13 protein-coding genes are annotated in these 12,272 nt (G+C 65.5%); 10 read left to right on the plus strand and 3 right to left on the minus strand.

Annotated features, from left to right (window positions below; translation table 11 throughout):
- Nucleotides 1-14 precede the first annotated feature (14 nt).
- Nucleotides 15-911, minus strand: coding sequence for a LysR family transcriptional regulator (locus tag NTCA1_RS15275; protein ID WP_086491954.1), 897 nt, complete (start codon nucleotides 909-911; stop codon nucleotides 15-17).
- A 96-nt stretch (nucleotides 912-1,007) separates the two neighbouring features.
- Between NTCA1_RS15275 and NTCA1_RS15280 the strand changes: the two genes are divergently transcribed.
- From NTCA1_RS15280 to NTCA1_RS15325, 10 genes are all read left to right on the plus strand, one after another.
- Entirely contained in the window at nucleotides 1,008-1,517 is a 510-nt protein-coding gene (locus tag NTCA1_RS15280) for an SRPBCC domain-containing protein (protein WP_159831144.1), read from the plus strand.
- Between the two features lie 11 nt (nucleotides 1,518-1,528).
- Nucleotides 1,529-2,206 carry a type 1 glutamine amidotransferase domain-containing protein gene (locus tag NTCA1_RS15285; RefSeq protein WP_159831145.1) on the plus strand — a complete coding sequence of 226 codons (678 nt, stop codon included), beginning with the start codon at nucleotides 1,529-1,531 and terminating at the stop codon, nucleotides 2,204-2,206.
- A 46-nt stretch (nucleotides 2,207-2,252) separates the two neighbouring features.
- The gene (locus NTCA1_RS15290; RefSeq protein WP_159831146.1) at nucleotides 2,253-3,371 is read left to right on the plus strand and encodes an NADH:flavin oxidoreductase/NADH oxidase; all 1,119 of its coding nucleotides are present in this window, start codon (nucleotides 2,253-2,255) and stop codon (nucleotides 3,369-3,371) included.
- Nucleotides 3,372-3,503: 132 nt separating this feature from the next.
- Nucleotides 3,504-4,031: an RNA polymerase sigma factor gene (locus NTCA1_RS15295; RefSeq protein WP_086491950.1), complete on the plus strand. Its 528-nt coding sequence runs from the start codon at nucleotides 3,504-3,506 to the stop codon at nucleotides 4,029-4,031.
- A 109-nt stretch (nucleotides 4,032-4,140) separates the two neighbouring features.
- On the plus strand, nucleotides 4,141-5,136 hold the full coding sequence (locus tag NTCA1_RS15300; RefSeq protein WP_159831147.1) for a FecR family protein: 996 nt from the start codon (nucleotides 4,141-4,143) through the stop codon (nucleotides 5,134-5,136).
- 143 nt (nucleotides 5,137-5,279) lie between these two features.
- Entirely contained in the window at nucleotides 5,280-7,784 is a 2,505-nt protein-coding gene (locus tag NTCA1_RS15305) for a TonB-dependent receptor (RefSeq protein WP_159831148.1), read from the plus strand.
- 4 nt (nucleotides 7,785-7,788) lie between these two features.
- Nucleotides 7,789-9,315 (plus strand): PepSY domain-containing protein, encoded by a 1,527-nt coding sequence (locus NTCA1_RS15310; protein ID WP_159831149.1) that lies wholly within the window; start codon nucleotides 7,789-7,791, stop codon nucleotides 9,313-9,315.
- Nucleotides 9,312-9,584, plus strand: a complete 273-nt coding sequence (locus tag NTCA1_RS15315) for a hypothetical protein (RefSeq protein WP_159831150.1) — start codon at nucleotides 9,312-9,314, stop codon at nucleotides 9,582-9,584. Before NTCA1_RS15310 ends, NTCA1_RS15315 begins: the two co-directional genes overlap by 4 nt.
- 5 nt (nucleotides 9,585-9,589) lie before the next feature.
- A complete protein-coding gene (locus tag NTCA1_RS29060) occupies nucleotides 9,590-10,303 on the plus strand; it encodes an energy transducer TonB (RefSeq protein ID WP_159831151.1) in 714 nt (237 codons plus the stop codon).
- Between the two features lie 13 nt (nucleotides 10,304-10,316).
- The gene (locus NTCA1_RS15325; RefSeq protein ID WP_159831152.1) at nucleotides 10,317-10,487 is read left to right on the plus strand and encodes a hypothetical protein; all 171 of its coding nucleotides are present in this window, start codon (nucleotides 10,317-10,319) and stop codon (nucleotides 10,485-10,487) included.
- Between the two features lie 81 nt (nucleotides 10,488-10,568).
- On the opposite strand, the gene NTCA1_RS15330 is transcribed toward NTCA1_RS15325, so the two are convergent.
- Together NTCA1_RS15330 and NTCA1_RS15335 are read right to left on the minus strand one after the other, a co-directional pair.
- A complete protein-coding gene (locus tag NTCA1_RS15330) occupies nucleotides 10,569-11,210 on the minus strand; it encodes a pyridoxamine 5'-phosphate oxidase family protein (protein WP_236549358.1) in 642 nt (213 codons plus the stop codon).
- Between the two features lie 58 nt (nucleotides 11,211-11,268).
- Nucleotides 11,269-12,258: an alpha/beta fold hydrolase gene (locus NTCA1_RS15335; protein ID WP_133084496.1), complete on the minus strand. Its 990-nt coding sequence runs from the start codon at nucleotides 12,256-12,258 to the stop codon at nucleotides 11,269-11,271.
- Between the last annotated feature and the right edge of the window lie 14 nt (nucleotides 12,259-12,272).

A 12,272-nucleotide genomic window follows, 5' to 3' on the forward strand; every position in this document is an offset into this window, starting at 1 on the left:
CTACTCTCGTCCCGTCAATGCGAAGACGTTGCCATGCGCTCACGCAGCCAGGCCATGGCCGGATCGTGCTGGGTCCGCTCATGCCAGGTGAGCAGCTTGGTGAAGCCCGGCACATCCAGCGGCGGATCGCGCAGGCATAGCCCTTCCAGCCCGCGCACCAGCCGCTCGGGCAGCAGTGCGCAAGTGTCCGAAGCGCGGATCAGGTCGAGCACGAAGCCGAAGTTGGGCACGGAGAGCACGACCCGGCGGCTGCGGCCCATGGCGTCGAGGGCACGGTCGGTAGCACCATGGAACTGGGTGCCGTCATGCGACATGAGCGCATGATCGAGCGCACAGAAGGCATCGAGATCGAGCGGACGCCGCGTTGCCGGATGGCCATGCCGCATCACGCAAACGTAGCGCTCGTCGAACAGTCGCCGGGCGCGAAGATGCTCGGGCGCCATTTCCGGGGTGATCAGCGCGAAATCGAGGTGCCCCTGCTCCATGTCCCGTGCCAGCGTGGCCATGTCGACCGGGCGGATCGACATGCGGATACCCGGTGCGATCCGCCGCAACTCGGTGAGGAACGGCAGGATAACCACGCGCTGCGCATAGTCGGTGGCGGCAATGCTGATCGTCATTTCAGCGCTGGCGGGATCGAAAGCCTCGGGCTGAAGCAGAACCTCGATCTCGCGCAGCGCCGCCTTCAGCGGCCCGGCCAACGCTTCGGCGCGCGGGGTGGGCAGCACACCGCGCTGCGCTCGAACGAACAGCGGATCGTGAAAGGCTTCGCGCAGGCGGGTCAACATGCCGCTGACCGCCGGCTGGGTCAGCCCGAGTCGCTCTGCGGCGCGCGTGACCGAGCGTGTTTCCAGCAGCGCATCCAGCGCCTTTAGGAGATTGAGGTCCAGCCCCCTGATATCACCCTGCATGATGATGGAAATACCACTTCCTGATTTCTCTTATATCAAATGCCCGCTTATCTGTTCCCCAGTCAAGCTTTCCCCCCCGAAGCGCAGGAGACCCATGTGAGCGACATCCTCTGGCCGGCCGGCTATGTGCCCGGCTTCACCGACAATTTCTGTTCCAACGAAGTGATCGTGGCAGGCCTGACCACGGCCGATGTCTGGCCCTTCCTGGCCGAACCGCTGCGCTGGTCCGACTATTACGCCAACAGTTCCGACGTGGCGTTTCACGATGGCGCGGGCCCGATCCTCGAACAGGGTGATCGTTTCTTCTTCAAGACTTTCGGCTTCCCGGTCGAATCGCAAGTGGTCGAATGCGTGCCGCCGGTGGAAGGCCAGCCCGCACGGATCGCGTGGCATGGCTGGTCGGGCGAAGGTGATACCCGGCTCGACGTTCATCACGCCTGGCTGATCGAAGACCTCTCGGCCGGGCGCGTGCGCATCCTCACGCAGGAAAGCCAGAAGGGTAACCCCGCCAAGGAACTGGCCAAGACCAAGCCCAACCCGATGATCAACGGCCATCAGGACTGGCTGGACGGCCTCGTCACCGCCGCGTTCGCAGCCAAGGCGTAAGGAGAAACGGCATGAAAATCCTGATCGTTCTCACCTCGCACGCACAGATCGGCGAGACCGGCCGCTCCACCGGCGTCTGGATCGAGGAACTGACCACGCCCTACTACGCCTTCATCGATGCCGGAGCTGACGTGGACCTGGCATCAACGGCGGGCGGCGAAGTGCCGGTCGATCCCGGCTCGATGGCCGAGGCGGACCGTCCGGAAAGCGTCGCCCGTTTCCTCGCTGATGCACCGGCGGTGAAGAAGCTGAAGCACTCGCTGAAGGTCGCGGACCTGACCGCCGAACCCTACGATGCAGTGTTCCTGCCCGGCGGCCACGGCACCATGTGGGACTTGCCCGAAAGCACCGCGCTGGCCGATCTGCTGACCACGGCGTTTGCCGAGGGCAAGGTCGTCTCCGCCGTCTGCCACGGCCCGGCCGGCCTCGTGAACGCCAAGGATACCGAGGGCAAGCCGCTGGTCGCCGGTCGCAAGGTCAGTGCCTTTACGAACAGCGAGGAAGAGGCCGCCGGGCTTACCCACGCCGTGCCGTTCCTGCTGGAAACGCGCATCCGCGACCTTGGCGCGCTTTACGAACGCGGGCCGGATTTCCAACCCCATGCGGTGCGCGACGGCAATCTCGTCACCGGGCAGAACCCGGCCTCATCAACGCGCGTGGCGCAACTGGTGCTCGAAGCCATCGGCTGAGCCCGCCTACTCACTTTCGTTTTCTCTCTCCCCAACCGGAGGACGCATGTCCGCGCTTTTCACTCCCTTCACGCTCAAGGACGTCACCTTGCGCAACCGCATCGCGGTGCCGCCCATGTGCCAGTATTCCGCCGAGGACGGTGTCACCACCGACTGGCACCTTGCCCACTACACCGGCATGGCACGCGGCGGTGCCGGCCTTGTCATCGTCGAGGCGACCGGCGTTTCGCCCGAAGGCCGCATCACTCCGGGCTGCACCGGGCTCTGGAATGACGCGCAAGTGCCCGGCATGGCCGCCATCGCCGCCGAAATTCGCAAGGCGGGCGCGGTGCCCGGCATCCAGATCGGCCATGCCGGTCGCAAGGCCAGCGCCAACAAGCCGTGGGAAGGCGACGACCATATCCCCGACGATGCCCCCGGCGGCTGGCCAACGATCTCGCCGTCCGCCCTCGCCTTCGGCGGCGGCCTGCCCAAGGTGCCGAGGGAAATGACGCTGGACGACATCGCCCGCGTCAAGGCGGACTTCGTTGCCGCCGCAAAGCGCGCGCGCGATGCCGGGTTCCAGTGGCTGGAACTGCATTTCGCCCACGGTTACCTCGCGCAGAGCTTCTTTTCGGTCCATGCCAATACCCGCACCGACCAATACGGCGGCAGCGCCGAGAACCGGGGCCGCTTCCTTATCGAAACGCTGCAGGCCGTTCGCGAAGTCTGGCCGGAAAACCTGCCGCTCACCGCCCGCTTCGGGGTGCTGGAATTCGACGGTCTGGACGAGGAAACGCTGGTGGAATCGATCGCGCTCGTGAACCGCATGCGCGCGGAAGGGCTGGACTTCCTCAACGTCTCGATGGGCTTTTCGACGATCGAGGCGAAGGTGCCGTGGGGCCCCGCCTTCATGGCCCCGATCGCCCAACGCGTACGAACCGAGACCGGCCTGCACGTCGCCACCGCATGGGGCATGGACGTTCCCACCGATGCCGAGCGCGCGATTGCAGAGGCGCAGATGGATCTGGTGATGGTCGGGCGCGGTGTGCTGGCCGACCCGCACTATCCGTTCCGCACGGCGCGCGAACTGGGCGTACCGAAGGCCTCCTCGCTGCTGCCGGAGCAATATGCCTATTGGCTCTCGCGCTATCCGGGGCCGCAGAACGGCGAAGTGATCGATTGAGGCGATCGCCCTTCCGGTGATCGATCCCGCCGGAAGGGCGCTCCCGTGGTCGGCCTTTGCCCTGTCAAGGCTGTAGACTTTCGTGACCCGCCATATTGCGAATTGATCGCAAGAGAGCTAGGCGCGCCCCAAATGCACTCCAACGCCGCTGCCTTGACGCGCCTGCTGCTGACGGAACGCCGCTCGCTTCTGCGGCTGGCGCAGCGCATCGTCGGCAGTGTCCCGGCAGCGGAGGATGTGACGCAGAGCCTGTGGTTCCGGGTCCAGCGGGTAGAGGACGATCCGCCGATCGTGAACAAGCGGGCCTTCCTCTACCGCCTCGCCACCAACCTTGCGACCGACCATGTCCGCGCCGCCACGCGCCACGGCAAGCTGTTCGAGGGCGGAGATCTTCCGCTCGACGTTTCCGCGAACACGCCTTCGGCAGAGACACGGCTGGTCGATAGGGAAAGGCTGCAACGCCTCGAAGCGGCGCTGGAGGAACTGCCGCTGCGCTGCCGACAGGTCTTCACGCTGCGCCGGATCGACGGCGTTCCGGCCGACGAAGTGGCGCAGCGGCTTGGCATCACGCTCAACGCCGTCGCCAAGCATGTGCGGATCGCGGTACGCCATTGTCATGCCAGACTTCAGGATGATCTTCAGGATGATACGGGCGCATGACTGCCTATTCTCGCCGCGAAAAGTCCCGATCCGCGCGTGCCGGACGTCTTGCATATGAAGGCCGGTGCGGCGCCTTGGTGCGCCGCACGGCAAAGGAACCGCGCTGGTGATGGCTGACAGTCCCATTCCTAAGGAAATCGCCGATGAGGCCGCACGCTGGTTCGCCGATCGCGACAGCGGCCTGCTCGAAGATGAGACCGAACTGAACGCCTGGCTGAACGCCGACCCGCGCCATGCGCAGGCCTTTGCGGAGATGGAAGTCGTCTGGTCCGATCTGGGCGGGGTGACGGTCCCTCCCGCGCTGCGTGCTTCTCTCGCCCCGCCCCCGCCCCGCCTGCCGTCCGGCCTGCCGTCCGCCTCGGTACATCCGCGGCGCGGCCTCTCCCGCCGCTGGGTGCCGACAGCTCTGGCCGCAAGCCTTGCCCTAGTAGTGGTGGTCGGCGCGGCGAACGACTGGCCCACGCGCTGGCGGGCCGATGCGATGACCGCGCCCGGCGAACAGCGCACGATCGCCATGCCGGATGGTTCGCATATCCTGCTCAATACCCGCAGCGCGGTGGCCTTCGACTATGCTCCGGGTCGGCGCACCGTCCGGCTGCTCAAAGGCGAAGCGGCCTTCACCGTCGCCCCCGACCGCAGGCGCCCGTTCACGGTGGAGGCAGGTGGCGGGAGCACGACCGCGCTAGGCACCCGTTTCCTCGTCCGCACGCTGGACGACGGCGCGCAAGTCAGCGTCACCGAGCACCGGGTGCGCGTATCCGTCCCGGCTGCGCAAGGCAGGACGGCGGAAGTCGGCGAAGGGCAGAGCATCCGCTATCGCGGCGAACGGGGCCTCGGCCCCCTCGAAACCGGCAAAGTCGCCGATGCCGATGCCTGGACACAGGGCTTCCTGACGTTCGAGGATCGCCCCCTATCCGAAGTCGTTGCCGAACTGGGGCGCTATCACAGCGGCTACCTCCAGGTGATCGGCGGGGACGTCCGCGCCCGGCGGGTGAGCGGCGTGTTCAACATCCACGATCCGGTCGGCGCCATTGCCAAGCTTCAGGCCTCGCTCGGCCTCAGATCGACCCGCCTGACCGACCGCCTGATCTTCATCTACAGCTGATTTTCCGGCCCTTTCGGAAAAATCCGAAAAAATTGCATCCGGCAAAGTCCCGTTTTTGCAGGGTCGCTCGTCTGATGAATGAGAGCGCGTCGCAATAGCGAAGTCCGCGCTCGTGTTCTGTCATGATCCGGGGGTATTTTTCCGTGAATTCGAACCGCCTGCACCGCCCTGTCCGTTCGGCGGCGCGCAGCCTTGCTTTCGCTCTGCTGGCCACCACCACGCTTTGTGCCGCGTTGCCGGGCACCGCTGCAGCCCAGAGCGCTGCGGCCTATGACATTGCCGCCGGGCCGCTTCCCGCCGCGCTCAACCAGCTTGCCCGGCAGGCCCGGATCGAGCTGGTCTACGACGCACCGCTGACGCAGGGCATCTCGACTTCCGGGGTCAAGGGCAGCCTTGCCCCCGCCGAAGCGCTGTCGCGCCTCCTGGCGGGCACGGGCCTCACCTTCCGCCAGACCGCGCCGCGCACTTTCACCATCGAACGCGCGCCGCAAGTATCGGACGGCACCACTCAACTCGGCCCGGTCCGCGTCGAGGGCGGCAGCGAAACTGCAACCGGCACCGGAACCGACGGCGCCGGGCTTGCCCTGACGATGACCGAGGGCACGAAATCGCTGGCCGGACAGTACGCCCAGGTCGGCGGCAAGTCCGCCGAACGCCTCCGCGAGATTCCGCGCAGCGTCACCGTGCTGACCGCGCAGGAGATCGAGGACAAGGACATCACCACCGTCACCGCCGCGCTAGATCAGGTGACCGGCATCTACGTCGCCTCGTACAATACGCGCACGCCGGTGTTCTATTCGCGCGGGTTTCTGCTCCAGAACCTGACCATCGACGGCGGCAGCCCGATGCGCATGCATGACGGCTTGCAATCGATCATCAACGGCGTCGGCCTGCCCAACCTGCTCGCCTACGATCACGTCGAGGTGATGCGCGGCGCGGACGGGCTCTATTCGGGCAACGGCGATGCCAGCGGCACCGTCAATCTCGTGCGCAAGCGCCCGACGGCGGAGCGCCAGATCAAGTTCGCCGCCTATGCCGGAAGCTGGAACAACTACCGCGCCGAACTGGACGTGGGTGGCCCGCTCAACCAGTCCGGCACCCTGCGCGCGCGCGTGGTTGCGGGCTGGCAGGACGCCGATTCCTATTTCACCGGCGCCTATACCAAGGACAAGTTCGGCTACGGCATCATCGAGTGGGACGTCACGCCCGACACCACGTTGTCTGCGGGCCTGAGCTATGACGATCTCAATGCCCAGAAGTACGAACGCACGCTGGCATGGCGGGCGGGCAGTCTTGGCACCCCGGAGAACCTGCCGATCCTGTCCAAGCGGGATTCGTGGATGCCCGAATGGGCCTACGACAAGGCGCAGACGCTCCAGTACTTCGCCAAAGTCAGCCACGACTTCGGCGCCGACTGGAACCTGACCGTCAACGCCACTCGCAACGAAACCGATTCCAACGAACTCTACGGCTACTACGGCATCGGCATCAATTCGGACGCGGCGACGCCCAGCGGCTACTTCATGCGCTGGATGTCGCACGGCCATGCCAACCAGACCCTGCTGGACGCCAACCTCAAGGGCAAGTTCACCCTGTTCGGCCAGCAGCACGACCTTGCCGTGGGCGCCAACTGGTCGCGCAGCCAGGCCAATTCGACCAACCCCATCGGCGGCATCGCCGGGGTCACGGTCGAGGATTACCTCACCTACTACCGCTACGCGAAGCCAACCAAGGCCGAGATCGCGACGTGGAGCGGCTATGGCACCTGGGGCAGCGTCTATAGCGACAACGGCTGGGATACCACGCGCTATGGCTTCTGGGGCACGCTGGGCATGCATCTGGCCGACCCGGTCAAGCTGATCGTCGGCGGACGCTACAGCCGCAACGAGAATTTCCGCGGCCAGTCCATCGGCAAGTTCGTGCCCTATGCCGCCGCGACCTACGACTTCTCGCGCGACTGGACGGCCTATGCCAGCTACGCGCAGATATTCGAGCCTATGCAGAACATCGTGCCGATCGGTCAGTGGAACGAAGACCCGGCACTGATCACATACTCGGACAAGCCGACCACTGGCCGCAACTACGAAGCGGGCGTCAAGGGCGACCTCGCCGGAGGGGCGCTTCAGGCCGCCGTCTCGGTATTCTATATCGAGAAGAACAACGTCTATGTGAATGACGAGGAGCAGGGGCAGGTCGTCATCCCCGGCTATGGCACCACCTACATGCAGCGCGTGGCCAAGCTTCAGACCAGCAAGGGCTTCGATGCCGAACTGAAAGGCGCGCTGACGCGCAGCTGGCAGATTTCGGCGGGCTATACCTTCAACGTCACCAAGAACAAGGAAGACGATGGCGCGCCGATCCTGCTCTGGGCGCCCAAGCATTCGGCGCGGGTATGGAGCACCTACCAGCTTTCCGGCGCGCTCGAAGGTCTGCGGCTGGGCGGCGGTGTCCGGGTGTTCGGCAACAGCGATTTGCGCAAGGGCTATGCCGTGATCGGCGCGAGTGCCGACTACGAGATCGACCGTCACCTGACGCTCGGCATCTATCTCGACAACCTAGCCAACGAGACCTACCGCGTCTCCACCAGCAGCGCGGCGACTTACGGCAATCCGCGCAACTTCATGGTGACCCTGCGCGGGACCTACTGAGGCGATGCCGGGTGCGAAATCTCCGGGCTTTCGCCAGTCGATGGCGGCGCTCCACACCTGGGTGGGGCTGCTGCCCGGCTGGCTGCTGTTCCTGATCTTCCTGTTCGGGACGACGGCCTATTTCCAGCAGGAGATTTCGCGCTGGATGCGACCGGAAATGTCGTCCGGCGCGCTGTCGATGAAGGCATTGGCAGCGGCCGACACACTCCTGCACGACCGGGCTGGCGGCGCGCAGGCGTGGACCGTTTCGCTGCCCGCGCGCGGCGGGCAGGTCGTGCGTGTTTCGTGGGAGGGGGCCGAGGGAGAAGGCCCTGAAAACGAGGGCAAGGCCACGCTCGATCCCGCAACGGGCCGCGACGTGAAAGTGCGCGACACGCAGGGCGGCAATTTCCTCTATCGCTTTCATTACGACCTCTACGCCGTGCCGCGCCTCTGGGCGCGCAGCCTGGTCTGCGTGGCGGCGCTCGCGATGCTGGTGGCGATCCTCTCCGGCGTGGTGACGCACAAGAAGATCTTCGCAGACTTCTTCACCCTGCGCTTCGGCAAAGGCCAGCGATCCTGGCTGGACGGCCACAACGCTACCGCCGTGCTGGCCCTGCCGTTTCACCTGATGATCACCTACACCGGCCTTGCCGCGCTGCTGTTCACGATCATGCCATGGGCGATTTCCGCGAATTTCCCGACCCGCGCCGCCTACAACGACGTGGTCTATCCCGATGCGCCGGAATATCCCGCGGCCGGCAGGCCAAAGCCCATGCTGCCCCTGTCCCTGCTGGCACAGCGCGCCCAGGCGGCGTGGGATGGCGGCCATGTCGGGGGCCTTACGATCACCCATCCCGGCGACGTCCAGGCAACGGCATCGTTCTACGCCCAGCGCGACCGTCTGGGCATACCGGCACCGCGCCTGATCCTTTCCGCGATCGATGGACATGTACTCTATCGCGCGCCTGCCGAGGGCGGCGCACGGGCGGCTCAGGACGTGATGATCCTGCTCCACCTGGGCACTTTCGCCGACACCGCCTTGCGTTGGCTCTATTTCGTGTCGGGCGTGTCGGGAACGGCGATGGTGGGAACGGGTCTTGTCCTGTGGACCGTGAAGCGCCGCGCCCGCCTGCCCGATCCCGCCCGCCCCCATTTCGGATTCCGGCTGGTGGAGCGTCTCAACATCGCCATGATCGTCGGTCCAATGGCCGGGATCGCCGCCTATTTCCTCGCCAATCGCCTGCTGCCGCTGGACCTTGCCGAGCGCGGCGCGTGCGAGATCGACTGCCTGTTCCTGACATGGGGCGCCTTGCTCCTCTGGACACTGCTGCGGCCCGCTGCCCGGGCCTGGATCGAAGCGCTCGCTCTATCCGCCTTGCTCTATGCACTGGTGCCGCTTGTGAATGCCCTCACGACCACGCACGGATTGGCCGCAAGTCTCCTCGCGGGGGATTGGGTCTTCGCCGGGTTCGACCTCATGATGCTGGCGACCTCCGCCACATTGGCATTCGCCGCACGGCGGCTCGCCGCGCGCAAGGTGCGATCATGACCCTTCGTACTTGCTCCCGGATCCTGGCCGGGACGCTGGGCGCCTATGGACTGACGGCGCTGGCGACGGTGGCCGTCTCGCGCGTCCTGATCCGCCTCGGCGCCGATCCGGTGGAAGCAGTCACCGGCGTGACGCTGGCCAGCTTTGCCCTGTTCGCAGGCGTCTCGATGACCATCTTCCATGCCCGCAGCACGGCCCGAGCCTGGTTCTGGCTGCTGGCCCTCACCCTGCCTTGCGGTCTTGCCGTTCTGGCCTTGTCCGCCGAGTGACGCCGATGCCGATTCTCCCGCCTGCAACCCGCTTCGCCGATCGGCCCACTTCTCCTGCCGCGCGCCTGGCAGGACTGTGCGGCACCGGATCGACCGGACTGGCCATTCTCGCAGGCCTGTTCCTGACCTGGCAGCACCATACCGCCGCCCTGCCCGCCTCGACGTTGACGGCCTTCAACGTCGCACCACCTGCTGCACCGCCCGAACCCGTTCGCGAAGTTCCGCCGGGCCCAGAGCAGGCAAGGAAGGACAAATCCGTCCCGCAACCGCAGAGAGCCACGATAGAGGCACCGGAAATCGCCATTCCGACAAGCAATGTCGTTGCAGCAGCCCCACCTGCTCCGCCGGTAACGCCCGATCCCGGGCCGCCGGTCAAGGAAACCACCGCCCCCGTCAGCAAGCCGGCCCCGCCCGCCCCCCAAGTCTCCAGCGGCAAGCCGACCTGGCAGGGCCTCGTGCTCGCCGCGCTCGACAAAGTGAAGCGCTACCCGCGCGCTGCCCACTTCGCGCGCCAGCAGGGCGTGCCCTATATCCGCTTCACGATAGACAGACAGGGCAAAGTGCTGTCGGTCTCGCTGGAGCGATCCTCAGGTTTCCGCTCGCTCGACCAGGAGGCATTATCGCTGCCCAAGCGTGCCCAGCCGCTGCCGAAACCGCCGGAAGACGTGAAGGGCGAGACCATCGAACTGGTCGTCCCGGTCGAATTCTTCATGCGTTGAGCAGGAGCGTTTCATGACTCACAGCAACCGCACCCTGCATCGCCGCCCCCGCATCGAACGCCGCGTGCTGGCGATCCTGAGAGGCGCCGAGCCGTTTGACGGCGATGCGGAAAAAAGTAACGCCTTCCGCCGTCTTCGCCACATCGCCGCGCGCAAGGATATGGAAATCCTGTCGCCGACCTGAAGCTCTATCCACTAACGCTCTACAGGCCTTGGCTGCCGGTCGCCCAGTGACCTGCACGGATGAAGCGGGCGCCGCGCCGCTTCAGCGATCCGATCCCGGCCCATAAAGCCCTGTTGTACCGCTCTCGAAACCTGCAATCGTCTTTTCCAGTTCCGCGATGCGTTCGTGGAGGGGACGAACCGCCTGTTCGATCTCCCGTTCCGTGAAGCGCGGGGTGATGTGCTGCGGGCAATTCCAGTCGAACGCCGCCAGTCGCAACCGGAAGATCCGCTCGGGCCGGGCCTTGTATCCGGGATCGAGGACAAGCTCGGTCAATGCCGGATCGGCGTCCAGCGACAGCTTCTCGACATGGGCATAGATCTTCAGCCGCATGCGCCGGGGATAGTCCATCAGGATCAGGCAGGCCCGGTCGTTGGCGGCGAGATTGCCGGTGCTGATATACTGGCGGTTGCCGCGATAGTCGGCGAAAGCGAGAGTACGTTCGTCCACCAGCTTGAGAAACCCCGCCGGGCCGCCGCGATGCTGGACATAGGGCCAGCCGTCTTCCGATACCGACCCCATGTAGAAACTGTCGCGCGCGGCAATGAAGGCAGCCTCGTTGCGGGTGAAGCGGTCGAATTCGCGATCGCCCTCGAACGCGGCCCATTGCCTGTCGGCGCCCATTTCCGCCTGGGCTGCGCGGACGCTGGGGGTCGTGGCGATATCCAGAAATCCGTAAGACATGATGCATCTCCGATATTGGCGCCGGGGAGCCTTTTGCGGGGCCGCCCCGGCCGGTCGGTCAGCGGGGAGCGACCTTGCGATCGAGGAAGTCGCGGATCAGCGGGCCCATCTCGTCCAGCTTGTCCTCCAGGGCGAAATGCCCGGTATCGAGAAGGTGGAGTTCCGCCTCGGGAAGGTCGCGCAAGTAGGGGTGGGCGCCCGGTTCGGGAAAGATCTTGTCGTTCTTGCCCCAGACGATCAGCGTCGGCGGCTTGCGCTCGCGGAAGAACTGCTGGAACTGCGGGTAGAGCGGCACATTGGTGCGATAATCGTAGAACAGGTCGAGCTGGATGTCCTTATTGCCCGGCCGGTCGAGCAGGGCCTGATCGTGGACCCAGTTGTCCGGGCTGATACGCGACAGGTCGCTGACGCCGTCGGTATACTGGAATATCGTAGCCTTCTGCGTCACCAGCCAGGCCTGCGCCTCGCGGTCCTTCGCCGACCCGCTCTTCCAGTAGGCCTTGATCGGATCCCAGAACGCGCCGAGCCCTTCGTCATAGGCATTGCCGTTCTGGACGATGAGCCCGCTGACCCGCTCGGGATGCTTGATCGCCAGCCGGTAGCCGACCGGCGCGCCGTAATCCATGACGTACATGGCATAGCGCTGCGCACCAATCTGCCCCATCAGTTCATCCACCATGTCGGCATAGTGTCCGAAGCTGTAGACGAACTGCTTGTGATCGGGCGCATTGCTCTGCCCGAAGCCGGGATAGTCGGGCGCGATCACGTGGTAACGATCGGCCAGCAGCGGGATCAGGTTGCGGAACATGTGCGAGCTGGTGGGAAAACCGTGCAGCAGCAGAACCACCGGGCCGTCGGCCGGGCCGGCTTCGCGGTTGGCCATCTTCACGCCGTCCACGGTTGCCGTGCGGTAGTGGACGGTAGTGGGCGCGGTGCTTGTGGCTGCAGCAATTTGCGAAGGCGCCGCCATCGCGCTTGCCGGCGCGGTAACTACTGCGGTAACTGGCGCGGTCGCCAGCATCAGGGAAAGGATCAGTCGCTTGGTCATGTCTTCCACCTTGT

Origin of the sequence: Novosphingobium sp. TCA1, assembly GCF_009811895.1 — a bacterium.
GTDB lineage: Bacteria > Pseudomonadota > Alphaproteobacteria > Sphingomonadales > Sphingomonadaceae > Novosphingobium > Novosphingobium panipatense_A.

Coding starts and splice junctions, on each gene's coding strand:
- NTCA1_RS15285 (WP_159831145.1), top strand. CDS start 1,529: ATGAAAATCCTGATCGTTCTCACCTCGCACGCACAGATCGGCGAGACC.
- NTCA1_RS15295 (WP_086491950.1), top strand. CDS start 3,504: ATGCACTCCAACGCCGCTGCCTTGACGCGCCTGCTGCTGACGGAACGC.
- NTCA1_RS15335 (WP_133084496.1), bottom strand. CDS start 12,258: ATGACCAAGCGACTGATCCTTTCCCTGATGCTGGCGACCGCGCCAGTT.
- NTCA1_RS15275 (WP_086491954.1), bottom strand. CDS start 911: ATGCAGGGTGATATCAGGGGGCTGGACCTCAATCTCCTAAAGGCGCTG.
- NTCA1_RS15310 (WP_159831149.1), top strand. CDS start 7,789: ATGCCGGGTGCGAAATCTCCGGGCTTTCGCCAGTCGATGGCGGCGCTC.
- NTCA1_RS15330 (WP_236549358.1), bottom strand. CDS start 11,210: ATGTCTTACGGATTTCTGGATATCGCCACGACCCCCAGCGTCCGCGCA.
- NTCA1_RS15300 (WP_159831147.1), top strand. CDS start 4,141: ATGGCTGACAGTCCCATTCCTAAGGAAATCGCCGATGAGGCCGCACGC.
- NTCA1_RS15315 (WP_159831150.1), top strand. CDS start 9,312: ATGACCCTTCGTACTTGCTCCCGGATCCTGGCCGGGACGCTGGGCGCC.
- NTCA1_RS15290 (WP_159831146.1), top strand. CDS start 2,253: ATGTCCGCGCTTTTCACTCCCTTCACGCTCAAGGACGTCACCTTGCGC.
- NTCA1_RS29060 (WP_159831151.1), top strand. CDS start 9,590: ATGCCGATTCTCCCGCCTGCAACCCGCTTCGCCGATCGGCCCACTTCT.
- NTCA1_RS15325 (WP_159831152.1), top strand. CDS start 10,317: ATGACTCACAGCAACCGCACCCTGCATCGCCGCCCCCGCATCGAACGC.